Genomic DNA, 24,339 nt, shown 5'->3' with positions numbered 1-24,339 from the left:
TATGACGCGATGAGCGACCATGTATAAACATTACTACGCGGAACAACTTATAGATGACCAACGTGAATGTAGGGATCGTGAGCGACGTGCGTTTGATCATGCGATTGATTTACTCGAGAAGGCTAAAGTCGCAGGCTCAAGATCAAAAGAATGCGAAGAAGCATTGTCGTTTTCGTGCGCCCTCTGGGAGAGTCTGATCGGAGAGTTGGTTGGAGACGAAAATGATCTCCCAGCGGCATTGCGTGGTCAACTTGTGTCAGTTGGAGTGTGGATTTTAAAGGAGGCGGCTTTAATACGGAGGGGCGAATCGTCCGGCTTTAGTGGAATTATTGAGGTGTGTAGTATGATCCGAAATGGATTAACCTGAGGCCGCAAATGTATATTTCGCTACGCGCGGGAGAAAAGGTCTATATTAACGGCGCAGTTTTGCGCGCGCAACGAAAAGTGTCTCTTGAGCTCCTAAACGATGCGACGTTTCTGTTAGAGGCGCACGTCATGAAGGTCGAGGATGCGACTACTCCGCTACGCCAACTCTACTTTATTGTCCAGATTATGTTGATGAATCCGACGGATTCAACGAGTGCGCGGGATATGTTTAATCAATCAATTAAGTTAATTATCGATGTAACCTCGGATAATGAATTTCGTTGTGGGCTATTCACGATAAAGGACCTCGTTAGGTCAAATCGCGTTTTTGATGCGCTGAGAGCGATACGCGGTCTGTTCGCAGCGGAAGGTGAAATACTCAACGGCGATCGACGGCCATCGTCAATTCATGCAGCGTGATGCTGGACTTTCGAAGAGGGACGCATGTCAGTAACAAACGTAAATGCGGTGACGAATTCAAGCGTATCGGCAGGTGCAAGCGAGGCTGGGTCGACGACTTCATCGACTGTTGACTACAATCAGTTTCTGCAACTGCTTGTTTCCGAATTAAAAAATCAAGATCCGACAAGTCCGACGGACCCGACTCAATATATGAGCCAGCTCGCCTCGTTTTCGTCGGTTGAACAGCAGGTTCAGACGAATTCGACGCTCAGCGCCCTGTTGTCTGTGCAAGCAAGCAGTCTTGTAGGTCGAACTATTACATCATCTGATGGACAAATAAGCGGTATTGTAAGCTCTGTTCAGACGTCGTCCTCGGGTGGCGCGTCGGCAACTCTAACGGACGGGCAGTCTGTCGTGCTCGGTTCCGGGGTCTCGGTCAGTTCCTGATGGAAGAAGCAGACGCACTCGAGCTTGTTAGAACGGCGCTATGGATGACCATTGTTGTGTCGGGTCCTGCGGTTTGTGCTGCGATTGTTGTTGGCGTGATTGTGGCGTTGCTTCAGGCCTTAACGCAGGTTCAAGAAATGACGTTGACCTTTGTGCCAAAGATCGTCGCGATTTTTTGTGTTTTGGCTGTACTGGCGCCTTTTATCGGTCGCGAAATGTACGCTTTTACCGAGCGCGTATATTCGCATATTGAAAAGGGATTTCGGTGAGAGGCGTCGACGATAATATGTGAATCGTCAACTGGCCTAAAGGTCGATGTGTTTGTCTGACTTGTCAGTTTGAGAAGTTGTGGTGCATCGCGGACGGTATATATTTAACTATGCTGACATTGCGCCTTTAGAAGAGAGGGTTGCGGCTGCTATGCCCCAATCAAACTGCATAGGAAGGTGGACGTACTAACTATCGTTTATGGATTAGCTGTCGATGGGAAAGAAATTGGGGATGACGAGTCCTGGATTGTCGACAGGCATTGAGCCTGAAAGGCAAGGCGCGAGAGACGTCGGGTTTGCCATTGGCATACTGTCGATTTTGGCCATTTTTTTTCTTCCGATACCAGGTTTCCTAATCGATGTTGGTCTTGCTCTGTCAATTGCGCTGTCCGTTCTTATTTTGATGGTTTCCTTGTGGATTCAACGGCCACTCGACTTTTCGGCGTTTCCAACAGTGTTGCTGGTTGCGACGTTATTGCGGCTGGCGCTGAACATTGCAACATGCCGTTTAATACTATCTAACGGTTCGGAGGGGGTGACTGCCGCGGGTTATATCATAGGCGGGTTTTCCAAGCTTGTCATGAGCGGCGATTTTGTTATTGGTCTAATTGTGTTTGCGATTTTGATTACTGTAAATTTTGTCGTCATCACGAAAGGCGCAACTAGAATAGCGGAGGTCGGAGCCAGGTTTACTCTCGACGCGATTCCTGGCAAGCAAATGGCGATTGACGCCGATTTATCGGCGGGATTGATCGATGACAACGAAGCGCAGCGGCGACGCCGTGAACTTGAAGAGGAAAGTTCTTTTTTCGGGTCGATGGATGGTGCGTCGAAGTTCGTACGCGGCGACGCCATTGCTGGGCTCATTGTTCTTGCGGTGAATGTCTTTGGCGGTATCGTGATTGGCGTAACCCGCCACAATATGCCGCTTGCTCAAGCAGCTGAGGTGTTTACTAAGCTTTCCGTAGGGGATGGTTTGGTAACTCAAATTCCGGCATTGATCGTCTCGTTGGCCGCCGCCCTTCTGGTTTCCAAAGGTGGCACGCGTGGTGCGGCGGAACAAGCGGTTCTCAATCAGCTGGTCAAATATCCTAGGGCCTTGTTTGTCGCTGCCTGCCTAATGGGTATATTGGCTATTGTTCCAGGGCTTCCGTTTATACCTTTCGCTGTTCTGGCCGCAATACTTGCATTTGTCGGGTACTCCGTTCCTTTGCGTTTGGCGAGGGAGGAGGAGGGGGCTCGCGCAAGAGCGGCCGATTTGGACATGCAGGCGGAGAAGGAGAAACATGAATCAATCAAGGATTCGATTAGTTCGGTAGAAATAGAGCTCTGTCTTGGTAAGCAATTGTCATCAAAGCTATTATTATCACATAACGAGTTAGCAACGCGCGTAGCGAAGATGCGACGGAAGTTCGCGCGTCGGTTCGGTTTTGTCGTGCCTGATATTAAGCTGTCGGATAGTGTAAGAATTTCTGCAAAGGGATATCAGATCAAAATTCATGGGACCGTCGTCGCGTCTCACGAACTTCGCATTGGGGATCTTTTGGTCATCGTGGGCGATGGGGTGAAGCCGGATGTTCCGTGCGATGAGGTGCGCGAACCATCGTTTGGCATGAAAGCGGTGTGGGTTGGGTCTGCCTTTGCTGGTGAGCTAAAACGCGAGGGATTTACGTCGATCGACAATATTTCGGTCATCTTAACCCATTTAAGTGAAGTAATTGCAAACAATCTGTCCCAGTTGCTCTCTTACAAGGATATGAGGGCACTATTAGAACGTTTGGGCCCCGATTATAGGCGTCTTATCGACGATATTTGTCCAAGTCAGATTTCATATTCGGGGCTGCAAGCGGTTCTTAAGCTCTTGTTGGTTGAGAGGGTTTCAATTCGCAATTTGCATTTAATCCTTGAAGCGATTGCGGAGATTACGCCGCATGTAAGGCGAGCGGAGCAAATTGTCGAACATGTGCGTATGCGAATGGCCCAGCAAATCTGTGGTGACATGGCGGATGGGGGAGTGCTTAAGTTGTTGCGGCTCGGATCTCGGTGGGACGCCGCCTTCCACCAAAGCCTTAAGCGTGACGTAAAGGGGGAGGTAGTGGAATTTGATCTTGAACCCTCGATGATCGAAGAATTTAGCAAGTCGGCGTCTGCAGCGATCCGTGAGCGCATGGATCAAGGACATCATTTTGTCCTCGTCTCGGCGCCGGATGCGCGTCCTTATGTTCGAATGGTCATTGAACGTTTGTTCTCTACGTTGCCCGTTCTCTCGCACCTTGAAATTGCGAGGGGCGTCGAAATTCAGTCTCTCGGTTCGATTTCATGATGGGAGAGGGAGCGACTATTGCGCTCTCCACATTTATTATATTTTGTCGGGTCGGCGGGTGTCTGATGGTTATGCCGGGCCTGTCCAGCCCGCGGATACCCATGTATGTTCGGTTGTATGGCGCCGTCGGGTTGAGCGTAGGGCTGGCGCCGTTCCTGGTTGATGCAGTCGAAAGCGGGATCAATGGAAGCGGGCCTCTTCAGTTGATTATAGTAATATTTGCAGAATTGATGCTGGGTTCGCTATTTGGGTTTCTTGGGCGTATCTATTTTAGTGCGCTTGAAATGATTGCATCGATGATTTCCGCCAATATCGGGATTTCTAGTCCACTTAGCTTTGTCGTAGACGAAAATGCGCCGGCAGCGGCCGTTTCGGCGTTAATCACACTGGCCGCGACGGTTCTTTTTTTTCTGGCGGACATGCATTTAGAAGTGGTTCACGCCTTGGTAGATTCTTATTCCGCAGTCCCAGTTTCAGCCGGCCTGAGCGCGCGAATTGGCATCCCGCAGTTAGTCGGATGTCTCTCCAATTCCCTTTTTTTAGCATTACGAATTGGTAGTCCATTTATCATTTATTCTGTGGGCGTTAATTTTTCGATTGGACTTGCAGCCAAGATGTCGCCGAATATACCTGTATATTTTGTTGCCATGCCCGCAATGCTATTGGGTGGGCTGTGCGTATTTGCTTTCACCTGTTCATGGTTACTGGAGGGTTTTTTTGCTGGATTTGTTGCTTGGTTGGCCGCGGGTTGACATAAGGCGCCTGGCGCTACAGGCGGCCGGTCCAACGACCGGTTGCGTTGTGGGGGCTATTTGTTAGCGCGACTTTGCCTTTTTGGTAAGCTCTGACGAGATTGGTGACAGGGAATGAGAAGGCGATTTCATAAAGCGGCTCGTTTGTTGAAAGTGCAAAATGCTATCGATGGATTGGCGGGCTGGAAGGTGCGTGATCTGGAAGGCCGCAGGCGACAGATTGTTCGACTACGTGACGACTTGCTTGCTGTTTGCGAGGCTGACCCAGCACCGGCTGGGCTATTTGCTTCCACATTGTTTTCCCGCTTGGCGCATTTGACAGCGACAGATGTGTCGATTGGCGCTTCAATTGACGCGCATTTAATAGAGCGCGTTGCTGGTAGGGCTCGTATGCGGGCGTGTGAAAATCTTGTCTGTGCTGCGAGACTCGAATTGCGCCTGAGAAAGGAGGCGTTCGAGTGCGCAGAAATTGTATTCCGCGACGTTGACAATTGGGCGTAAGGTTGCCTCAAGGTTAATTGGTAAGAATTCATCATCTTATTCGCCGATTGAGGTCATTGCGTGTCAATTCAGCCGACGTCTGACCTGATTATGGATGTCGTAAGCGCAGCTGGCTCTGTTCGCGGAGGGGGAGCGTTAGACGTAGGTGGCTGCGGACCTCAAAATCGAATTGTTTATGGGAGCGGCATTGATTGCGGCTTGAGGGGAACCGGGCAGCCGACAGCTGTGAGTCGAGGCGACGGCGTTAAATTTATTGACCATTTGGCGGTTGCGATGCGAGCGAGCGCCGCGCCTAAACGATATGGCGATGCCCAGTCCAAGGCGTACAAGGGCCTGGAGCAGTTGATCTTGCAAAAGGTCATTGAGGCGATGCTCCCGTCGGATGCAGCTGAAGTATTTGGGCATGGGACAGCAGGCGAGATTTGGCGATCTATGTTGGCAGAACATTTGGCTTCCGAGGTTGGGAAGTCTGTCGATCTCGGAATTGGGAGGCAAGGTGGCGCGGGCTCCGCCCACGGGCGTCCAGGAATGGACGGAAGCGGATTTGATGCGGTCATTAGAAGTTTGCGAAGCTAACCGGTGCGAATAACAAGACCAGAAGAGTTAAGCGTCAGTTCTTCGATTGGCGACAGGCGGGACGTTGAAATGGGGGCATTTGATGGCGCGCCAAACTCTGTTGATTGCAATCGGAGGCGGAAGGATCGGGAACCCGCGCGACAATTAGTGGTTGAGGAATTTAATCGATCGTCGGCGTTGGTCTTGGCGTTTTTTGGAGTCGTGGAGCGCCTTGAACGAACGCTAGAGCGTGAAGGCGAAGTTTTGTGTCATGGACGACATTTTGCGCTGCACGATTTTATCCATGAAAAGAGCTATGCGTTGCTTGAGTTGTGTCGTATTCGTAGCGCGATGCGGATAGCTGGTTCTGAACGGTGCGAAGAAGACGTGGTGGCGCGGTTGCACCCGTTGCGATTGCAACTAGAGCGTAATTTAGCAGTCTTGCATCTCCATTTGCGTGCGGTGGGGGAGATTTCAGTCAGTATCGCGCGCGCGATCCAAGATCATGAGTCAGACGGCACATATTCGGTGTCTTCAATTCGGAAGGGAAACACGAAGTGAGCCGAGTTATCGTTAGCTGTGTTTGGATCGGCCTAGCGACGGCAATTTCGATTTATGTCGGCGAAACTGACCTTTTTCCTCAGAAGAAAAATATCGCATCCAATAATGGTTTTGATGGAGTTGAACGTCATCGATCTGCTCCGTTTAACGTGCCAATCATCGTTAATGGGGTTGTTGAAGGCTATGTTGTTGTACAATTAGCCTATCTTATTGACGGTAAGCGCGCGAAAAGCATATCGATTCCGCCCGAGGCGCTCATTGCGGATGCGACGTTTCGCGTCTTGTATTCAGAGCAAATGGATTTTGATCATCTCGAGAAATACGACATTGGGGCGATGACACGGCAACTCGTCCGCGAGGTCAATGGTCGTCTGGGGGTTGATCTCGTTAAGGACATCTTGGTCGAGGAGCTAAATTATGTGTCGAAGCGGGAGGTTTCGAAGTGAATAGATCGGAAGGCGTGAATTTCTATCTGGCGGCAAAGATGTTGCCTATCCGAACACAGTGTTGGATGTGACGCCCTTGCCTAAATTGCTGTCGTCGGAAGTCCGTTTCGTATCGAAGTACAAGGCCGCGTTAAGGCTCAAAAGTTGGCGTGGTTGAATGTTGTGCCTTTAGTTATGACGTTATAGGGGTGGCGTTGATGAGCATCGACAAATTGACCTGGCTAGGATTGGCGATCGTTGTTTTGGCCTGGGGCTTGTTGTTTTTTGTCGCAGATCCGATCGATTTGTTCGGCGTCGCGTCCGGGCGGGTTCTCTCAGGGCGGGTCTTAAATGTCGCCGGCATTGCCCAATGCGGCATCGTTAGCGGCTTTGGAATAGCTATTCTTGGCTCTCTACAATTAGGATTTGGGTCTTTAAATCGGTTTTTTCAAGCTGTCCTAACTCGGACGATGACGTCGGTGACCAATGGTGAAGCGCCACAAATTGCGCATCAAAGGAAAATAGTCGAGCGTGGTTGGGTTAAGGATCGGGCTTATGTTCTCTTCAATGATGGAAGCGTTGAGGTGGAGACAATGTTAGGGCGTCGGCGCTTTCCTTCATTGCAGGATGCGCGGGAATTCATTGCTTGAGGCATCGGCGGCAGGATAATTTGAGGCGTTTCGAATTTCGGTGCGGAGCTAAGGAACGGGGCGCGCAACATCAATGTGATGCGGCGTCGGCGGCGTCGGTGCAAATTTATGGATAGATGCGGATTCTGAAGGCGGCGTCGAAGAGTGTTGGTGGGCGAGAGCTTTTTGTAGAGTCGGTGGAGTGGCCCGATGCTTCATGATGTCGGTTTTTGTAGGCGAAAGGGCTTTAGATTTCCCACTCTTGATGAAGGCCTTTCGGCGGTGGGCGTGGGGGCGGCTTTGAGTTCGGCGGTCTTCGCCGCATATATGTTGTCTCGGGAGAGCGGCGATCCGACATTTGGGGGAGCGGAACATTTGAATTTGTTTGCGCAGCCGGTTAGGCCAGGTGGGAGGCTGGAACCCGAGGAGTGGGTCCTAAGAAATAGCCCGGGCGTCGATTTTAATTCGACAGGATCGATTCGCCCTGTTGGAACGCGATTTGAGGCGGCGGGTGGGAAGCATGCGTCCGGGAGTGCGCGGGGGGCCATTGGGGATGCCGCTGATCAAGAAGCTTTGATCGAAGGATACGTCGTGCGCTTCGTTCACGATGGCCTGGCGATCGTGCAAGGCGCTAAGGGGGCATATGCCGTAAGGCCGGGGGCTCTTCTGCCGGATGCCGGGCGCGTTCTTTCAATTCAAAGGCGTGGAATTCAATGGGTGGTTGTGACGGCTAAGGGTTTGATCGCGGAACAGGCTCGGTGAGGTGGCGGGGTTTTTTAGGCACGAATTCGGCTCGAAATTCCTGATCTATCGTTCATGGAACGGCGATGGTCCAGCGGGTAGCGTCGTTTTGACGTTTGGGCGTTGTTTTGCCTGTGTCGAATGTTTTTTATTTCCGCACTTGCGAGACCTGTATCATATGCGATATTGTTTAACTCCGCAGCGTGGAGATGCAGGGAAGAAGTTCGTTTTCGGTCGTCCCTCGAGCCGGCTGATTGCAGCCTTGGGTCGCTCCTGCGAGTGAGCCAATTGTCTTGGGCGAGATATTCCGGGGAGCACATTGGCGACCTTTCCAAAGCGGTGCGAACGATGATGCCGCGCCAGTTTGAGTGGCGGGCGTAAGCGTAAAACGTCGCGTCGTCCAAAGCTGAACCTTCTTGAGAATAGGAGCGATATATGTTCGGAGCTTCGCGCCGATGGCTTAATGCGTTGGTTGTCGCCATTGCAGTTTCAGCGGTCGCTGCGCCGGGGTTGAGCTGGGCCGAAGATCCGGGCGTAGCCGTGAAAGCCAAGAACGGCGCAAAGGCTAAAGGCGTCGGACCGACGGTCTTTGCCGCGGCCAGCATGAAGACTGCGCTCGATGCGATTGCTGAAGTCTGGACTGCGGAGACCGGCAAGGCTCCGCCGATTGTCTACGCGTCTTCCGCGGTTCTGGCGAAGCAGATTGAACAGGGCGCCCCAGCGGATGTTTTCATTTCGGCCGATTTGAATTGGATGGACTATCTCGACAAAGCGAAATTGCTTCGTTCCGGTACGCGGCGCAATCTGCTCGGCAACGCGCTTGTTCTTGTCGAACCCGCGGACGCCAATGTCGATCTCAAGATAGCGCCGGGTTTCGATTTGGCTGGCGCGACGGGCGACGGAAAGGTGGCGGTTTGCACCATAGACGCATGTCCTGGCGGCATTTACGCCAAGCAGGCGCTGGAGAAGTTGGGCGTTTGGACCGCAGTCGAGCCGAAGCTCGCGCAGGCCGACAATATCCGCAATGCGCTTAACCTCGTAGCGCGGGGGGAAGCGAAATTCGGAATCGTCTATTCGACAGACGCTAAGGCCGAACCGAAAGTCAAAGTGGTCGGCGTATTTCCCGAATCGTCGCATAGCCCGATTATTTATCCGGTTGCGCTTGTCGACTCGTCAAAGAACCCGGATGCGGTTCGTTTTGTCGCTTTTCTCTCCTCGCAAGCCGCGACAAAGATTTTAGCGGGGCAGGGTTTCACGATTCTTTCGAAATAAGCGGTGTTGCGGTTGGGCCGTCTCGGTGGCGGCATGAGGCCGGATTGAATGCTCCTGATCGTGTTGGCAAATGCGGCTGTTCTAGAGGCGGCGCGACAGGACGGGAGACGGGGACAAGGTCGTTGGCCCGAATGGGCCTGGTCGAATGTCCGCTTTCAAGTGAAGTCCGCATTGGTGGATGGCTGTGGGATCGGCCTGGATTCCGGACGTCGGGCCGGTGAGTCGGCAAGCTCGATTGGATGACGAATTTCCGTCGCGACGAGAGGGATACGGTTTCCGCGGTGCAAAATATCGATGGTAGGCGTCTGGAGCGCAGAATCCGAGACATGTCGTCAAAGCGTCAAGCCAATCTTTGAAATGCCGCGCATATTGAGTCGGCTTGGGTGGAGGATGTAGTCTCCCTCTGCGTGATGGGCCGTTGGCAGTCGAGAATGCTATTCGCGTCAGTTTTCCTTAACATGGCGGCAAGCGCGATAGTGGGGAGGGGAGAGGCGTGGCGCAAAGGCGATACTATCGATTAAAAGTTTGTTCGGCGTTGGCGTTGGACTTTGACTCTAGTCGCGATTGGTGCGCTATGGCGATCGTGTCGGACGACGAGCGTTTTACTTGAATCGTGACGCATATCGCAGTATTGACGGCACCTGAATCTTCCGAGGCTTCAGCATGTATCGGTCAGGGTGGTCCACGCCGTAGCCATGTTACTGAGGCGAATGCGCCGATCCATGAGCCTGCGGCCGCAAACAGGACGTAAATCGCGTGCTGCGTATAGCTGATCACGGCGAAGGCCGAGAGCAAGTACCAGATCCCGCTCCAATTTGCCGCCCCGATCCGTCGTCTGGCGACGACGGCCGCGGTGAACAGCACATAGGCTGCGTCGGTTAGCGCCGTGCATGCTAGGACTCCGGCCGCCATCAGAGGGTCGATCTCGATATCCATGGCATCTCCCTTTATTTCGCGCGATCCGCTTGTCTTTTGAAGGGAGGCATGAGTTGAGCCAAGATGGTCGTCTGGGCAGCCGCGCGCCGCTTACTCGTAGCAAATAATCTCGCGCTCTCTACGGTGGACAAGCCGAGCGGTCGCGCGGGGTGGCGCAGAGAGGCGTAGCCGCGCGCGCCGTTTCGCCGAAGTTTGAAGGCGGCGGCTCGGGCGGCGAGGCTCCAAAGCCGGACCGATCTTTGCCGGACCTGCCGGCTCCAATTCGCCAGCGGCGCGTTCGACGAGCCTTGGAATGGAATAGAACGCGGCCCAGCGTCGCCAAGCGTCGAGAATTCCGGGTTTGTCGCGGGTCTCTTTCAAGATCACGCAAAGCTCCGGATCACGATGGGCGAGACGGATGCGATAAAGCGCGCCTTCCGGCCGCAGCTCGCAGGCGACGGCGACGCCGCAATAGCTTTCGATGGGCACGGACAAGTGCATCTTCATGCCCTGAAGGCGCCGCTTGATCGTGATGGAGCGAGGCCCCAGCAAGACCATGCGCCGTCCGCCGTCGGCGCGCGGATCGTCGGCGACCCGCGCAGCGAGTTCATCTCTGGTTCCGACATTCAGCACGGCTTGGGTCATTGCGTGGGCCTGAGTTTGGACTTCTGATTTGAACCTTATTCTGGGCCGAGAGAGCATCGAATTTGCTAACGTCTCTGGTGAATCAAATCTAAAATTTTTTGATTGGTTTGTGACCACGCCTGCGCAAAGCCGTTAAACTCGGCGCCAGTCGTTGAGATAAACTTTGAATTTATTTGGTTTCAGCTTGTGTCTAGGGCAAGGGCGCCTTGCCGCTCGGGAGTGATTGGGGAATGCGTCGAAATCGCTCGGCGTAGTCTAGTCGCGGTTCGAATTCAAACGCCCTCGCTTGTCATTCGGTCTTGCGCGGGCATAGGGCCGAAAATGCCGCCCGAGCTTGTTTGCGGCGCCGCAAAAGGCTAAATGAAGCCTCACATTCTCATGTCCCGGCGAACCGATTTGTCCTCGATCACGCATGCCGATGACTTGGTTGCGTCATTTGCCGACGCCGCCCGGAGCGCGGGCGAATTGGCGCTCGCCTATTTTAGGCCGGGTGAAAAGACGAGCGCGGAAGTTTTGCACAAGGCCGGCGGATCGCCCGTCACGGAAGCCGATTTGCTTGTCGACCGGTTCTTGAAAGAGCGGCTCGGCGTTCTGCTGCCGGAGGCTGGATGGCTTTCCGAGGAGACCGAGGATACGTCCGCCCGCCTTGCGAAGGAGTTCGTCGTCGTCGTCGACCCGATCGACGGGACGCGCGGCTTCGCTCGTGGCGACCTCGTGTGGGCCGTCGCCGTGGCCCTGGTGCGCAATGGCAAGCCTTTAGTCGGCATTGTTCACGCCCCGGCCTTAGCGCAGACCTATGTAGCCGTGAGGGGCGGCGGCGCGCGGCTCAATGGAAAGACCATCGAAGTCTCGAAGCTGCGCGCGCTTCGGGCGGGCGCCAGGGTGGCGGCGCCGGCGACGCTCGCGGCCGACTTGCGTCGGGCGGGGCTTGAATTCGAGCTGCAGCCGCGCATTCCTTCGCTCGCGATGCGAATCGCCGCGGTTGCGTCCGGGGCGCTAGACGCCGGTTTTGCGTCTCAAAATTCAAATGATTGGGACATCGCCGCCGCCGATCTAATCCTCGAAGAGGCGGGAGGACGCTTGGCAAGCCTCGATGGATGCGCGATTGTCTATAATCGCGGCGAAACGCGCCATGGCGTGCTCACCGCCGCTCCCGCGCAGATCCATGCGGAGGTGAATGCGGCGGCCCGGCGCGCGATGGGGGCAATCGCGGATTAACGCTGAGCGAGGCGGGGGCGCACTCTGATCGATAAGACCGACCGAATTTTCCGCAATTGGCTCCAATCAGCCAAATTTGCGCAATTGCTTTGCGCTCGGATGATTTTATTAGCTCAGGACGCGTCGGAGGCCTGCGCCCGGCCCCGCGCCCAAGAGCGCGTCGATTCGATATCGGCGCGCATTCGCTGACGGGGCGCGATCGAGACGGAAGCCTTCGCCGAGAACAGCGCGCCCGACGCCAAATGTAAACAATCGGATCGAGATCACATGGCTACGGACCAAGACAAGCAGCTTCTTCATTTTGTATTCGGCGGCGAGCTCAAGGACCTGAACGGGACCGAGTTTCGTGACTTGTCCAAGCTCGACATCGTCGGCATTTTCCCCGACCACGCATCCGCGGTGCAAGCGTGGAAAAGCAAGGCTCAAGCGACCGTCGATAATGCCCATATGCGCTATTTCGTGGCGCATTTGCATCGCCTGCTGGACCCGGCGAAAGGCGAAAAGTGAGCGCTGAGAAGCTCGATCGCCTAGTTCGCCAATCGCGCGCCCGAAGCATGGCGCGTCTTCCGGTCCGGTCGTGACTCGTTCGCCACTTTTGGGTCTCTACTGGGTCGCCAGCGCCTGTCTCGGCCTATTCGGTCCGTTGATTTTGCACTGGCGCGCGAATTTCGGGCGCGAGAATCGCGAACGCCTCGGGGAGCGCCTTGGCCGTCCCTCATTAGATCGGCCCGAGGGCGGCGTGATCTGGCTGCCGGCGGCCAATGCGGCCGAGGTCATGGCTCTGGCGCCGCTCGTCGAGAAATTGGGGTCGGTCGGGTACAGCGTGCTCGTGACCACGCGCGACGCCTCCGCCGGATCGTTCTTCGGCCTGAGGCCGCCGCCGAAATCCGTACATCAATTCGCGCCGCTCGATGTTCCGAAATTCGTGGCGCGATTTCTCGATCATTGGCGCCCGGATATGGTTCTCATCGCTGGGGCCGGGATTTGGCCGAATCTGATTATTGAAACCCGCCGCCGCGCCATTCCAATAGCGCTGGTCAATGGGAGGCTCTCGCCCCGATCATTTTTGCTATGGCGTAAAATCCCCGGCCCGATCGGCGCATTGATGAGCTCTGTCGATCTTTGCATGGCGCAGACCGCCGCCGACGCAGAAAGGTTTTTGGCCTTTGGCGCGAAGCGAGTGCAGGCAACGGGAAATGTGATTTACGACTTGGCGCCGCCGCCGGTCGACGCTGCAGCTTTGGCGGAATTCGTCGCCAAGCTTGGCGCGCGGCCTGCCTGGCTCGCCGCCGCGACGCATCCCGGCGAGGAGGAGGTTGTCCTCGAGGTCCATCGCCGCGTCGCGCGTCACTTCCCCGATCTTCTGACGATTATCGCGCCGCGTCGCGCGAAACGAGAATTCGACATCGCTCTTCGCGCCCAGCAGGACGGGCCGCCGCGAGACGGTTTCGATTCAAATCGCCCTCAAACTGGAAGGAGGAGCTGGTTTCGAATTCGCGGGAGAGCAACGGACGCAATGCAGGGGGCCTCGGTTCCGCCCATTGCGCGGCAAGATGCGAACGACCGATCGCGCGACGCTTTGGCGAACGTTCATGTCGCCTCGTCCATTGGCGAGGTCGGCCTGTTCTATCGCGCCGTGGGGGTCGTCTTTCTCGGGAAGTCTCTTTGCCGAGGCGGCGGCGAAAATCCGATTTTTCCGGCGAAGCTCGGGTGCGCGATCTTGCACGGTCCGGATGTTGGAGATTATTGCGACGCCTATGAGGCGCTTGACGCTGCCGGCGGCGCGGCGCTCGTGCTCGATGCCGAGAGCTTCGCGAGTGAACTGGCTTTGCTTCTCTCCGACGCCGCGGAGCAAAGGGCGATGGCCCGGGCGGCCGCGGAAACGATGGGGCGGCTCGGCGGCGCGACGAAAAAGATCATGCTGGCGATCGAGCCCTATCTCGCCCAGGCCATGGTTGCGCCGACCGGCGCGCGCGCCAGCTTTCGGAACTCTCTTTGAGCTGATTTCGACGCTACCAAGCCGCCCGCGTCAATTCGATCGCAGCCTTGTCACGCGCCCGGTTGCTTAGGCTTCAAGCCGAGCCGTTGCAGCTTGGCTTCGGGCCCGGCATATGGCTCTTGCAAGTCGACGCTCCAATAGCGCAGATCCTCAAGCTTGATCGCGACCGCGGTCACGGCGCAGCGCACATAGGCCCCTGGACGCACGACTCGAAATTCGCCGTCGAGATATTGGACTTCGGCTTCGCCGGTGGAAATCGGACGGCGTTCAAAGCGATTCATCAAATTCGGGCTCTACGAGAAAGAATTTGACGGTATATTAGCCCAATTTCGTCGATATGCCACTACTTAGGCAAATCTCCCGCGCATCTCCCGGCATAGTGCGCGCCGCGCGCCGCGCGGACATCGGCGCGTTCCTCCGCCGGATGGCGCTTCGCCAGCGACATCCGAACGACGGACTGGGCCAAGGAGATATTCACGCAATTTTTTGGAGCGGCAATGCTCGAATTTTTCAGCCCGGACGCCCGCTTGGCCTTTGTCGACGAGCCGCCGGCGGCCGGCGGTCGCGGCGAGCCGATCCTGCTCATCCACGGCTTCGCCTCGAATCACGCCGTCAATTGGTATTTCCCGCAATGGGTCAAGACCCTGACCGAGGCCGGACGGCGGGTCATCGCCTTCGATAATCGCGGCCATGGCCGCAGCGAGAAATTCTACGAGCCCGAGGCCTATGGTCCGACGCGCATGGCCGAGGACGCCCGCGCTTTGCTCGACCATCTCGATCTCGAGACCGCCGACGTCATGGGCTATTCGATGGGCGCGCGCATCGCGGCTTTTCTGACGAAAGCCCATCCGAACCGCGTCCGCTCCCTGATTCTGGGCGGACTCGGCCATTATCTTGTGGAGGGAGGCGGCTTGTCGCCGGGGATCGCGGAAGCCATGGAGGCGCCCTCGCTCGACAACCTCGTCGATCCGATCGAACGGCAGTTTCGCGCTTTTGCAGAAGCGACGAAAAGCGATCTCCGGGCGCTTGCGGCCTGCGCGCGCGGCGCCCGCCAATTGCTGTCGAAGGCGGATCTCGCCCAGATCGATCTTCCGGTCCTGGTCGCGACCGGGAGCCTCGATGAAATCGCAGGCGACGGCAGCAAGCTCGCGAGCCTGTTTCCGGCTGGTCACGCCCTCGATCTACCCGGTCGCGATCATAATCGCGCGGTCGGGGACAAGGCCTATAAAAGCGGCGCGCTCGAGTTTCTGGACAAGCGCCCATGACTCCTTTGTCCGCCAGGCCGGCGGGAAGCGGCGAGCCAGGCTCGCTCCCGTTGCCGATAGAAGCTTTTTCTGGCAAAGGCTGACTTTGGGCCGGATAGGGAGAGAGCCTCTTTGGATAAGGCGGAACTCAAGAAATTGCAGGGTTTCCTGCGGCAAAGCCTCGGCAATGACGGCATCAGGGTCGCGCCTGCGAAACGCAATCCGGACGACGCCGAAGTTCTTCTTGGTGAACGCCAGATCGGCGGCATCACGGTCGATGACGAAGATGGCGACCGATCCTTCGCTTTCGAGATGAAGATTCCGGTCGAACGACCGATCCTGCAGGACTATTTGCGTCGGCTGTTCGAGACCGACAAGCTCAAGATCGTTCCGCGCGGCAAAAAGAACGACTCGGTCGAATTGAACAATGGCGATGATTTTCTCGGCGTGATCTCCGCCGACGATCCCAAAGGCAAGAGCTACACCTTGCAGATCGCCATTCTAGATTTCGACCTGGACGCGTTTTAGGCTCGACCAAGGGCCTAGGGCGGCAGGATCGGCAGCCGCCTGCAGGTCGCGGATTTCCGCGCCATCGGCCTCGAAGATTAAGGGAAGATTAAGGAATGTGCGGATGCCCCTTTATGCGCTCGACGGCGTCGCGCCGGTTCTGCCGGAGCTGGGCCGCTATTGGATCGCGCCGGACGCACAGGTCATCGGCAAGGTGCGGCTCGAGCCTGACGCCTCGATCTGGTTCGGGTCCATTCTGCGCGGCGACAATGAAGAAATTCTCATCGGTGCGGGCTCGAATGTTCAGGACGGTTCGGTCCTCCATACCGACATGGGTTTTCCGTTGACCATAGGTCCCGGCTGCACGATCGGCCATCGTGCGATGCTTCATGGCTGCGTGATCGCTGAAAACAGCCTCATCGGGATGGGGGCCGTGATTTTGAACGGCGCGCGCATCGGCCGCAATTGCCTTGTCGGCGCCAACGCCTTGGTCACGGAGGGCAAATCATTCCCGGATAATTCGCTGATCGTAGGCAGTCCGGCGCGGCTCGTGCGGGAGCTCGACGAAGCCTCGGCCCAGCGTCTGCGCGAAAGCGCGGAGCATTACGTCGCGAACTGGCGTAGGTTCGCCAAGGGCCTTGTCGCATTGGATGCTTCGCCGCCGGTCTAAGGCCGCCGGGACGTCAGGAAAACGCTTGCAGGCCAGTGATCGCGCGGCCGAGGATGAGCGCATGAATGTCATGCGTCCCCTCGTAGGTGTTCACGGTCTCGAGATTGGCGAGATGGCGCATGACGTGAAACTCGGCGGAAATTCCGTTTGCGCCATGAATGTCGCGCGCCATGCGGGCGATATCGAGCGCCTTGCCACTATTGTTGCGCTTGACGAGGGATATGGCCTCTGGCGCAAGCCGGCCGTCCTCGAGCAGCCGACCGACTCTCAGCGCCGCTTGAAGGCCGAGCGCGATCTCGGTTTGCATGTCGGCGAGTTTTTTCTGGATCAACTGATTGGCGGCGAGCGGCCGCCCGAATTGGCGGCGTTGAAGTGCGTAGCGCCGAGCTGCGTCGAAACAGGCTTCGGCCGCGCCCATCGTCCCCCATGCGATGCCGAAGCGGGCGCGGTTGAGGCAGCCGAAGGGCCCTTTGAGTCCCTCGGCATAGGGCAGGAGATTGCCCTCCGGGACCTCGACTCCATCCATGACGATCTCTCCCGTCGCGGAAGCGCGAAGCGAAAGCTTGCGTGAGATCGCGGGCGTCGCGAGCCCACTCATTCCGCGCTCCAGGATGAAGCCGCGGATCTCGTTCCCATGCGCCTGCGACTTCGCCCAAATGATCAGGACATCGGCCAGAGGACTATTGGTGATCCAGGTTTTGGCGCCGACGAGGCGATAGCCGTTCGGGATCTTTTCGGCGCGGGTTCGCAGGCTTTGCGGGTCGGACCCGGATTCCGGTTCGGTGAGGCCGAAACAGCCGATCCATTCGCCGGTCGCGAGCCTCGGCAAATATTTCGCCTTCTGCGCCTCGTCGCCATAGGCGAAGATCGGGTGCATGACGAGCGAGGACTGCACGCTCATGGCCGAGCGATAGCCGCTGTCGACGCGCTCGACTTCTCGAGCGGCGAGCCCATATGCGACATAGCCGACCCCGCCGCCGCCATAGGCTTGCGGAATCATTGCGCCGAGAAGGCCGAGCGCGCCCATTTGCGCTATGATCGTGCGGTCGAATCGCTCCTCGAGATAATCCTCGGTCACGCGCGGGAGCAAAATCTCCTGCGCGAAGGAATGCGCCGAATCCCGCACAAGCTTTTCCGTCTCGCTCAGCTGCCCGTCGAGATCGAACGGATCGCTCCATGCGAATGGGCTTTTGGACTCGGCTTCGACTGGCGGCATGGTTTCTTCTCCTCGCGCCGCGCTTTCGCCGCACAGGACGGTCGGAGCGCCGTCCCGTGCGTTTTCACGCGGAATTATATTGAACGCGGCGGCAATCGTCGCAAATTACGCTGATCGTCGAGCTCAAGGGGGCGATCAGCGGGGCCTATTGTCGTGGAAGGCTGGCCCTTGCGGGAAAGCCGGCGGACGGGGCCAAACGCGGAGGCCAGCCCTAGTCAAGGCATGTCGCAAATCCTAAGGGAGTTTTTGGATCACAATGAATTTGGATGGAACGCGCCCAGATTCATAAAGTGGTCATTTCCTATATTCCTTAAGTAGGACGCGGGCGCACAGCCGCTCGCCTGCTTTTCCTCGTCCCGCTCTACCCTTGAGCGATTCGGAGACGCTCGTGCTGATCGAAAGCGCCAAACAATCGAATCGGGCCGGAGCCCGAGGGTCGGAGCAACGCGAGAGCCGGCCCGGCAGAAAGGACCACGCGCTGGCGCTCGGCCTTGAGCGCATCGGACTCGTTCCGCTTCGCTTTCCCTTGGCGATCACGCTGATCGCTCTGGCGCTGGCGATCGCCGCCGGTTTCGGCGTCGCGCGCATTAAAATCGATGATTCGCTCAGCCAGCTCTTTCGCTCCGACTCGCCGGAATTCAAGCAATATGAAAACGCGACGCGGCGCTTTCCTTCAAGCGAGTTCGACGTGCTGGTCGTTGTCGAGGGCGCGGCGCTGCTTGAAAGGGACTCGCTGGATAAGCTGCGCGACCTCGTCACCGACCTGCAGCTCGTAGACGGCGTTCGCGGCCTCATCTCGATCTTTTCGGTGCGCGAAGCGCCAGTCGGCGGCGCAATTCCGGCGCGCCTGTTTCCCGATCCTTTGCCGGAAGGCGACGCCTTCGAAGAACTCGTCGGCCGCGTGAAGAGCAATGACATCATCCATGGCAAGCTTCTGTCCGAGGACGGCGAGCTCACTTTGGTTGTCCTCGCGCTCGACCCTTCGGTGGTCTCCAGCGACAGGCTCAGGGACGCGATCGGCGAAATCCGCAAGACGATGGCCGAGGATTTGGACGGGGCCGGATTGAAGGCGGAGCTCTCCGGCGTTCCCGTCATGCAGCTCGAGATTCGCAACGCCGTCGAGCGCGACCGGGTCGTCTATAACGCCATCGGCTTCACCGCCGGCTGTCTCATCGCGATTGTTTTCTTCCGCCGCGCGTCCTTTATGGTCGTAGCGGCCGGGCCGCCGTTGATCGCCATATTGCTCGCCCTCGGCGCATTGGGCTGGATGGACTTTCGCCTCAACATGTTTCTCAATGTGATGACCCCGCTCATCATGGTCATCAGCTTTTCCGACAGCATGCAGCTGACCTTCGCCGCGCGCGATCGATTGCTGGCGGGCCAGAGCAAGAGGCAGGCGCTGCGCAACGCCGTCCTCGTCGTCGGTCCGGCCTGCATCCTCACGCATGCGACGGCGGCGCTGTCCTTCCTCGCGCTGCTCTTTTCCGATTCCGATCTGATCCGCACATTCGGCGAGGCGGGCTTGATCGCGACTCTCATCGCGCTCGTGGCGGTCCTAATGCTCATGCCGCTGCTCGGCCTTTTGTTCCTGCCCAATGAAGCGGCCTTTGCCGCTAAGGTTCAAGCGGCGGATTTCGGCGTCGACATCCTCCGCCGCTTCTGCGCTTTCATTGCGCTGCGCATGGTCAGCCGTCCCGGACTCTACAGCCTGATCGGGCTTCTCGCGGTCGCCGGCCTCAGCGTCATCTATGCGACTCTCGAACCACGCTACCGTCTCGCCGATCAGGTGCCGGACAAGCAACAGGCGGTGGCGACGAGCGGGCGCCTCGACGCCAAGCTCGCCGGCGCCAATCCGATCGACGTCTTGATCGAACTGCCCCGAGGCGCATCGCTCTACGCGCCCGAAACACTCGATTTGATTGCCGAAGTTCATGCGATTCTCGAGAGCCAGACCGGCGTCGGCAATGTCTGGTCGCTTGAAACCTTGCGCCGCTGGCTATCGGAGAAGGCCGGCAAAGAGGATGTCGCCCTCCTCAAGCAATATGTCGGCTTGTTGCCGGAACATTTGACCCGCCGGTTTATTTCCGAGAACCGCGACGCCGTGATCGTCTCCGGCCGCATTCCGGATGCGGACGCCAGCAAGCTGCTTCCCGTGGTCGATGCGCTTAATCTGTCGCTCGCCGACGTTCGGCGCGCTCATCCGGCCTATGTCGTCTCTGTGACTGGGCTATCTGCGATCGCCGCCCGCAACAGCGCCAACATGATCGCCAAACTGAACCGCGGCCTGACATTGGAATTCGTCTTCGTCGCCGTCTTTATCGGCGCCGCGTTTCGCTCCGCTGCTGTGACTTTCGCGAGCATATTGCCGGGAATTTTTCCGGTTGTCGCGGCTGGCGCGGCGCTCCAGGCGATGGGGCAGGGCCTGCAATTCGCGAGCATCGTCGCCTTGACCGTTTCATTCGGGCTCGGTCTCAGCGCGACGATCCATTTTCTCAACCGGCTGCGGCTGGAGGACGAGCCCGGCGCAGATCCTGGGGTCGCCGTCCAGCAGGCCACGGTCCTCGTCGGCCCGGCGCTTATTCTCACTTCGATCGTGCTCGCCTGCGGACTCGCCGTCACGGTGTTTTCCGATTTGCCGTCCTTGCGCCTTTTTGGTTGGCTGAGCGCCTTCGCCATGATGGCGGCGCTCGTCGCGGACCTTTTGATTTTGAGGCCGACCGCTATGTTCCTGTTCCGGTTGGAGCGTCGCGCCGGCTCATGGTGGGCGAGCAGGCGCGGCGTCCAAAAGCAAGGGGCTTGAGCTTTACCCTCTGCTCAAGGAGACCGCGACGGACGCGACATCCGTGCCCCCATGCGGGATGATTGAGACGCTTTGCCGGTTGCCGTGCGTGCGCACCGAAAGGCTCGCCGTAAATGCGCCGCCGCCGACGGCCGCGCTGATTTCGCCGCTCGACGCGCGGCCCGACACGGTTCCGGAGACATTGTGGTTCGCCTCGCTCCAAGTGCCTGAAATACCGCCGCCTTGGAAAATGATATTGCTGCTGATGTCCAGCTTATAGCTGTCGCTCGCGCAGCGAAGGCTCTGGTTGAGGGCGGCTCCGGTCGAGCTGACCGCATAGGTCGCCTTGCAGCGAATCCTTTCGGTCGAGCCATTCCTCAGAGTGACGGTGCCGCCGCCGGACCAATATCCCGAAAGGCCTTGGAACGGGCTTCCGCCGCCGCGTTCGGCGGATCCTTGCGATGCGGTCATTAGAAAAGCGGCCGCGAAAATTGCGGATTTAAGCGCGATTGCTTGTCGTTGCGACGCGAAGAAAGACATGTCTATCGCTTTCTATGTCAGGCTCAGGGAGACCTTGCTCTGAGAGCAAAAAAACGCACGGACGCTAAACCGAACGAACCGTCGACATGTTCCAAGAGAGCAGAGAGAGAGCTTTCGATTGGCGCCCGCTCCCCCATTTCGGGCTCGAGCGATTCTCTTTCGGACAGATGAACGCATCCGATGGGCAAGCGGTCTAGTCATGTCCCATCCAAAAATCAACGGCTTCTCTCGCGAGAAGCGCCGCGAAAACAGGTTGTGACAGGCGTGTGAGCGAAGCGTGCTCCCTCTGGATATTGGGCGCCTTCGGAAAACGCACGATCTGCCGCCGACCCGAGATCAAGATGATTTCGGGTCGGCGAGCCCCTATGTTGTCGAGCGTCGCTTTTAGCGGTCGGCAGGCCATGACGCGCTGGAATTCTTGGCTCTGATAATCGACGTCGCCTGCAAGGCGCCGGCGGCGTTGAACGACGATCCTTCCGAGGTGTAGGCTGCGCCGATAGCCAAATCCGCCGACTGCAGATTCTTTTGCGCTAACGCGGCGTCTATGTATGTATTTCCCCCTGTCCGCGTCTGGACGGTGAGCGTCGCGCCCTTGAGGGCGAGAAGCGTCCCCGTGATCACATGCGGACTGTTTGGAGCGGCCGGCGCAACCGACGCCGTCACGCCGGCATTAGACGCCGCCGTGAGTCCGGACGCGGCCGAGGGCGACAGCGACGCCGAGGCGGATGGAGCGTTCGGGCCGAAGATCTTCAGGGCTTGGTAAGACGCGACATAGACTTTGCCGCTGGCGACGACCGGCACGATATTTACGTTGCTGTCCGAGCTTGGCCAGGACCCTGCAGATGCGGAATAGAGCAGTTGATATGCGCCTCCGGACGCGGTCGCGGCATAGGCGTTGAGGGTGATTGTGGTCGGCGCGGAAGCTAGTGGGCGCCCGACCGCCCAAACGATGCCGGTCCCGGCTTTGGCGCCGTTCGACGACACCACGGTAAAGAATCCGGGATCTTGCGCGCCATCGTCGCCGGGAGCAGGCGGAACCGCCACAGCTCCATCGAGCACGAGATGCGGCGCAGGCGACAGAACGAGTTGCCAGGTGCTGAGGTTGGAAATGCTGTCGCTCGAAGGCTTGCCCTGGCTCGTGACGACGCGGCCAACGCCGTCCGAGCCGACGAAATAGGACGGGCCACACCAGCAGCCGCCCAAATTATGGGTGTCGAGCACGGCCGCTGGGTTGAATGCGCTCGCTTGCAACGCGTCGCGATTGAGCAAAAACAATCTCCCGTCTTTGCCTGCGGTCACAGCAAGGTTCGGGATGCTTCCAGGTTGAGTAGGCAAAAGGAGGACGCCTCCCGACCCTAGATCGCCGTCTACCGAATCCAGGTAGGCGACATTCGATGGCGCGAAGGTGCCAACGAGCTGCAGCGCGTCGCTGAGGCGTACGACGCTCTCTTGAATATTTGTCACGCCATTATAGGTCGTGCTTGCGGGACAGGCTTCCGGATTGACGGAGAAATTGCAGTCGGAATTGCCAGTCGAGAAAAAGATCTCGGAGCCTGCGCCGGAAAGTCCGTAGCCCGACATCCAGACCGAAGACAAAAACCAGCTCGTGGGCGACGTGGCGTTCGTGTCGTTCAATTGGCTTCCGACCAAAGGCGCCAACGTCGTCGCGTTCCAACCTAAGACCCATCCACGCGATTTATCGGCATGATAGTCACAGAAACTGCCGAATGCCGCGTAAATATTGCCATTCAATTCAAGCAACCCAGGCCGTTGTCTTTGATACTTGGCATTGAAGACAAAGGTGGAGCCGTCCGTCAGCTTATGCGACGCCGCGACCGCGACGGGGGAGCCGGGCTTGTCGGCCAGAGTCGTGAGGTTGAGGGCGTGAAGTTGATAGGTTGGCGAGGCGCCGTTCACATAGGCGATGACATATAGCGCGTTCGCCGCCAGATCGATGACAGGAGTGCCGGCGATTCCAACATTCGGCCCGTTATTCGCGCAGCCGAAAGGCGCAGGAACCGGAGAGCCGAGGTTTCGTTGAAGCAAGACCGATCCGGTCGAGGCGTCGATCCCGTAGATTGTATTGGATGCAGTGGCGACGTAGACGACGTCGTGCGCCGCGCCCGCGATTGTCTGTCCTGGAACAAAAAGAGGCTGCGCGTCGACCTGATCGTCGAGCGCCACGGTCTTGAGCACGCCGAAGCTGCTGGGGAAGCTCGACGCGCTGAGCGTCAATTCATTATTGTTCCAGCCAGTCCGCAGCGCGTCGTAATGGTATGTCGTGACTGCGGCGGAGCCTGCCGGCTGGGGATTTCCCGCGACTTGGTTCCACGCGCTTCCGTTCCATATCCACCACCCATAGGCTGTGGTGTTGGCGTAGATTTTGTTTTGGTAATAGAGCAGCGTCGTGACGGAATTGCAGGTTTGCGCCTGAACGCCGTTGATATAGCAAAAACCATTGCTTCCGACGGTCCAGACGTTGCCGCCCGAGTCGGTGAATTGCGTCGCCGAGGGGATCGTCGTGCCGCTCGCCGATGGCGTCGAGCGAGGGTCGCCGGGGGCTTGGTTCCAAGCACTCCCGTTCCATCGCCACCATGTGCCGTTCTTGGTGCCTGCATATATGGTGGTCTGGAAGTAGAGCAGCGTCGTGACGGAATTGCAGGTTTGCGCCTGCGCCCCGTTGACGTAGCAGATGCCGTTGCTTCCGACGGTCCAGACCCCACCGTTCGAGTCGATGATCTGCGTCGCCGAGGGAATGCTCGTCCCGGCTTGCGACGCGGCGAGGCATGCGCTGCTGGCGCAAAGCAGAAAGACGCCGAAGGCGGCTTTGAGCATCAAGGGCAATTTTTTTAATCCGATCGCTGCGAAGCATCGGGCGGCTATGCGCATAGGTTTTGGCATGTGTGGTCGCTCGGCGAGATACGAGTAGGGGAGCAAGAAGAGGGTGGCGGAACAGGACTTTGACTGCGCTCTTGAGCGCTGAGGAGGCAAGACGGCGGGCTCAAGCCAATGCGACGTGGCGGAGAAATCCGGGCTTTCGATTGCCGTCGTAAAGGCTTTTAGGCGCTTCGGAGTGGTTCCATGGGCAAACCATGCTTACTAATTTAAATTAGACAAATATCAATATTCAAGTATTTAACATGAATAGATCACTATAATATGTCAATCATATTTTGGTTGGAGTCGATCGGCGCATCACGAATGTCGCGCTGCGCGATTCGAGAGACTGGCGCCGTGAAATAGAGTTGGCCGAAAGTCCCGCGTCGTGCGGAGAGCCTTGACGCTGTGCTGGGCCCAGCGTCGCGCCGGAGGCCGAGGTCGGGACGACCGCCGTCGTGGTTCGCAAGGACGGACGAATCGCAA

The 24,339-nt window shown here is 57.7% G+C and carries 23 protein-coding genes; 17 read left to right on the top strand and 6 right to left on the bottom strand.

Annotation, left to right across the window (positions count from 1 at the left end; genetic code table 11):
- The first annotated feature begins 19 nt into the window (after positions 1-19).
- From flaF to modA, 10 genes are all read left to right on the top strand, one after another.
- Positions 20-367: a flagellar biosynthesis regulator FlaF gene (gene flaF, locus METAC_RS25720; protein WP_084143521.1), complete on the top strand. Its 348-nt coding sequence runs from the start codon at positions 20-22 to the stop codon at positions 365-367.
- A gap of 8 nt (positions 368-375) precedes the next feature.
- The gene (gene flbT / locus METAC_RS0108215) at positions 376-786 is read left to right on the top strand and encodes a flagellar biosynthesis repressor FlbT (protein ID WP_026606647.1); all 411 of its coding nucleotides are present in this window, start codon (positions 376-378) and stop codon (positions 784-786) included.
- Positions 787-810: 24 nt separating this feature from the next.
- Entirely contained in the window at positions 811-1,215 is a 405-nt protein-coding gene (gene flgD, locus METAC_RS25715) for a flagellar hook assembly protein FlgD (protein WP_084143519.1), read from the top strand.
- Positions 1,215-1,484 carry a flagellar biosynthesis protein FliQ gene (gene fliQ, locus METAC_RS0108210; RefSeq protein WP_026606646.1) on the top strand — a complete coding sequence of 90 codons (270 nt, stop codon included), beginning with the start codon at positions 1,215-1,217 and terminating at the stop codon, positions 1,482-1,484. The genes flgD and fliQ overlap by 1 nt, the downstream gene beginning before the upstream one ends.
- A gap of 232 nt (positions 1,485-1,716) precedes the next feature.
- Positions 1,717-3,807 carry a flagellar biosynthesis protein FlhA gene (gene flhA, locus METAC_RS0108205; protein WP_036256163.1) on the top strand — a complete coding sequence of 697 codons (2,091 nt, stop codon included), beginning with the start codon at positions 1,717-1,719 and terminating at the stop codon, positions 3,805-3,807.
- A complete protein-coding gene (locus tag METAC_RS0108200; protein ID WP_026606644.1) occupies positions 3,804-4,559 on the top strand; it encodes a flagellar biosynthetic protein FliR in 756 nt (251 codons plus the stop codon). The genes flhA and METAC_RS0108200 overlap by 4 nt, the downstream gene beginning before the upstream one ends.
- Before the next feature lie 1,224 nt (positions 4,560-5,783).
- Complete coding sequence (locus METAC_RS26390) at positions 5,784-6,176, top strand: flagellar protein FlgN (RefSeq protein ID WP_156898143.1); 393 nt, start codon at positions 5,784-5,786, stop codon at positions 6,174-6,176.
- A complete protein-coding gene (locus tag METAC_RS0108180) occupies positions 6,173-6,622 on the top strand; it encodes a hypothetical protein (RefSeq protein WP_156898142.1) in 450 nt (149 codons plus the stop codon). The genes METAC_RS26390 and METAC_RS0108180 overlap by 4 nt, the downstream gene beginning before the upstream one ends.
- 197 nt (positions 6,623-6,819) lie before the next feature.
- Complete coding sequence (locus tag METAC_RS0108175) at positions 6,820-7,251, top strand: hypothetical protein (RefSeq protein WP_026606642.1); 432 nt, start codon at positions 6,820-6,822, stop codon at positions 7,249-7,251.
- Positions 7,252-8,406: 1,155 nt separating this feature from the next.
- The gene (modA, locus tag METAC_RS0108165; protein WP_026606640.1) at positions 8,407-9,243 is read left to right on the top strand and encodes a molybdate ABC transporter substrate-binding protein; all 837 of its coding nucleotides are present in this window, start codon (positions 8,407-8,409) and stop codon (positions 9,241-9,243) included.
- Between the two features lie 672 nt (positions 9,244-9,915).
- Here the strand turns inward: modA and METAC_RS0108160 are convergent.
- Together METAC_RS0108160 and METAC_RS0108155 are read right to left on the bottom strand one after the other, a co-directional pair.
- Positions 9,916-10,179, bottom strand: a complete 264-nt coding sequence (locus tag METAC_RS0108160) for a hypothetical protein (RefSeq protein ID WP_026606639.1) — start codon at positions 10,177-10,179, stop codon at positions 9,916-9,918.
- Between the two features lie 90 nt (positions 10,180-10,269).
- Positions 10,270-10,803 (bottom strand): DUF6101 family protein, encoded by a 534-nt coding sequence (locus METAC_RS0108155; RefSeq protein ID WP_051335463.1) that lies wholly within the window; start codon positions 10,801-10,803, stop codon positions 10,270-10,272.
- Between the two features lie 378 nt (positions 10,804-11,181).
- Here METAC_RS0108155 and METAC_RS0108150 point away from each other — a divergent pair, with 378 nt between their 5' ends.
- From METAC_RS0108150 to METAC_RS0108135, 3 genes are all read left to right on the top strand, one after another.
- Positions 11,182-12,021: a 3'(2'),5'-bisphosphate nucleotidase CysQ gene (locus tag METAC_RS0108150; RefSeq protein WP_245257446.1), complete on the top strand. Its 840-nt coding sequence runs from the start codon at positions 11,182-11,184 to the stop codon at positions 12,019-12,021.
- Between the two features lie 267 nt (positions 12,022-12,288).
- The gene (locus METAC_RS0108140) at positions 12,289-12,528 is read left to right on the top strand and encodes a DUF4170 domain-containing protein (RefSeq protein WP_026606636.1); all 240 of its coding nucleotides are present in this window, start codon (positions 12,289-12,291) and stop codon (positions 12,526-12,528) included.
- Between the two features lie 70 nt (positions 12,529-12,598).
- A complete protein-coding gene (locus METAC_RS0108135; RefSeq protein ID WP_026606635.1) occupies positions 12,599-14,020 on the top strand; it encodes a 3-deoxy-D-manno-octulosonic acid transferase in 1,422 nt (473 codons plus the stop codon).
- Positions 14,021-14,070: 50 nt separating this feature from the next.
- Here METAC_RS0108135 and METAC_RS0108130 read toward each other — a convergent pair whose 3' ends face one another.
- Positions 14,071-14,301, bottom strand: a complete 231-nt coding sequence (locus METAC_RS0108130) for a DUF2093 domain-containing protein (protein WP_026606634.1) — start codon at positions 14,299-14,301, stop codon at positions 14,071-14,073.
- Between the two features lie 216 nt (positions 14,302-14,517).
- Here METAC_RS0108130 and METAC_RS0108120 point away from each other — a divergent pair, with 216 nt between their 5' ends.
- From METAC_RS0108120 to METAC_RS0108110, 3 genes are all read left to right on the top strand, one after another.
- On the top strand, positions 14,518-15,285 hold the full coding sequence (locus tag METAC_RS0108120; protein WP_026606633.1) for an alpha/beta fold hydrolase: 768 nt from the start codon (positions 14,518-14,520) through the stop codon (positions 15,283-15,285).
- Positions 15,286-15,396: 111 nt separating this feature from the next.
- Entirely contained in the window at positions 15,397-15,792 is a 396-nt protein-coding gene (locus tag METAC_RS0108115) for a DUF3126 family protein (protein WP_026606632.1), read from the top strand.
- Positions 15,793-15,895: 103 nt separating this feature from the next.
- Positions 15,896-16,441 carry a gamma carbonic anhydrase family protein gene (locus METAC_RS0108110; protein ID WP_026606631.1) on the top strand — a complete coding sequence of 182 codons (546 nt, stop codon included), beginning with the start codon at positions 15,896-15,898 and terminating at the stop codon, positions 16,439-16,441.
- A 13-nt stretch (positions 16,442-16,454) separates the two neighbouring features.
- Here METAC_RS0108110 and METAC_RS0108105 read toward each other — a convergent pair whose 3' ends face one another.
- Positions 16,455-17,657 (bottom strand): acyl-CoA dehydrogenase, encoded by a 1,203-nt coding sequence (locus METAC_RS0108105; protein ID WP_026606630.1) that lies wholly within the window; start codon positions 17,655-17,657, stop codon positions 16,455-16,457.
- Between the two features lie 478 nt (positions 17,658-18,135).
- Between METAC_RS0108105 and METAC_RS22865 the strand changes: the two genes are divergently transcribed.
- On the top strand, positions 18,136-20,457 hold the full coding sequence (locus METAC_RS22865) for an efflux RND transporter permease subunit (RefSeq protein ID WP_051335806.1): 2,322 nt from the start codon (positions 18,136-18,138) through the stop codon (positions 20,455-20,457).
- Positions 20,458-20,460: 3 nt separating this feature from the next.
- Here the strand turns inward: METAC_RS22865 and METAC_RS0108095 are convergent, their stop codons facing one another.
- Together METAC_RS0108095 and METAC_RS0108085 are read right to left on the bottom strand one after the other, a co-directional pair.
- The gene (locus METAC_RS0108095) at positions 20,461-20,907 is read right to left on the bottom strand and encodes a hypothetical protein (RefSeq protein WP_245257445.1); all 447 of its coding nucleotides are present in this window, start codon (positions 20,905-20,907) and stop codon (positions 20,461-20,463) included.
- Between the two features lie 453 nt (positions 20,908-21,360).
- Complete coding sequence (locus tag METAC_RS0108085; protein WP_156898141.1) at positions 21,361-23,820, bottom strand: PQQ-binding-like beta-propeller repeat protein; 2,460 nt, start codon at positions 23,818-23,820, stop codon at positions 21,361-21,363.
- Between the last annotated feature and the right edge of the window lie 519 nt (positions 23,821-24,339).

The organism is Methylocapsa acidiphila B2 (genome assembly GCF_000427445.1).
Classification (GTDB): domain Bacteria; phylum Pseudomonadota; class Alphaproteobacteria; order Rhizobiales; family Beijerinckiaceae; genus Methylocapsa; species Methylocapsa acidiphila.
The sequence above is the reverse complement of the archived record's forward strand: the minus strand, read 5'-3'. Positions and strand labels throughout refer to the sequence as shown.

Bases quoted from the DNA above. Each gene is read 5' to 3' on its own strand.
- flaF (WP_084143521.1), top strand. From the start codon at position 20: ATGTATAAACATTACTACGCGGAACAACTTATAGATGACCAACGTGAA.
- flbT (WP_026606647.1), top strand. From the start codon at position 376: ATGTATATTTCGCTACGCGCGGGAGAAAAGGTCTATATTAACGGCGCA.
- flgD (WP_084143519.1), top strand. From the start codon at position 811: ATGTCAGTAACAAACGTAAATGCGGTGACGAATTCAAGCGTATCGGCA.
- fliQ (WP_026606646.1), top strand. From the start codon at position 1,215: ATGGAAGAAGCAGACGCACTCGAGCTTGTTAGAACGGCGCTATGGATG.
- flhA (WP_036256163.1), top strand. From the start codon at position 1,717: ATGACGAGTCCTGGATTGTCGACAGGCATTGAGCCTGAAAGGCAAGGC.
- METAC_RS0108200 (WP_026606644.1), top strand. From the start codon at position 3,804: ATGATGGGAGAGGGAGCGACTATTGCGCTCTCCACATTTATTATATTT.
- METAC_RS0108175 (WP_026606642.1), top strand. From the start codon at position 6,820: ATGAGCATCGACAAATTGACCTGGCTAGGATTGGCGATCGTTGTTTTG.
- modA (WP_026606640.1), top strand. From the start codon at position 8,407: ATGTTCGGAGCTTCGCGCCGATGGCTTAATGCGTTGGTTGTCGCCATT.
- METAC_RS0108160 (WP_026606639.1), bottom strand. From the start codon at position 10,179: ATGGATATCGAGATCGACCCTCTGATGGCGGCCGGAGTCCTAGCATGC.
- METAC_RS0108155 (WP_051335463.1), bottom strand. From the start codon at position 10,803: ATGACCCAAGCCGTGCTGAATGTCGGAACCAGAGATGAACTCGCTGCG.
- METAC_RS0108150 (WP_245257446.1), top strand. From the start codon at position 11,182: ATGTCCCGGCGAACCGATTTGTCCTCGATCACGCATGCCGATGACTTG.
- METAC_RS0108140 (WP_026606636.1), top strand. From the start codon at position 12,289: ATGGCTACGGACCAAGACAAGCAGCTTCTTCATTTTGTATTCGGCGGC.
- METAC_RS0108130 (WP_026606634.1), bottom strand. From the start codon at position 14,301: ATGAATCGCTTTGAACGCCGTCCGATTTCCACCGGCGAAGCCGAAGTC.
- METAC_RS0108120 (WP_026606633.1), top strand. From the start codon at position 14,518: ATGCTCGAATTTTTCAGCCCGGACGCCCGCTTGGCCTTTGTCGACGAG.
- METAC_RS0108110 (WP_026606631.1), top strand. From the start codon at position 15,896: ATGCCCCTTTATGCGCTCGACGGCGTCGCGCCGGTTCTGCCGGAGCTG.
- METAC_RS0108105 (WP_026606630.1), bottom strand. From the start codon at position 17,657: ATGCCGCCAGTCGAAGCCGAGTCCAAAAGCCCATTCGCATGGAGCGAT.
- METAC_RS0108095 (WP_245257445.1), bottom strand. From the start codon at position 20,907: ATGACCGCATCGCAAGGATCCGCCGAACGCGGCGGCGGAAGCCCGTTC.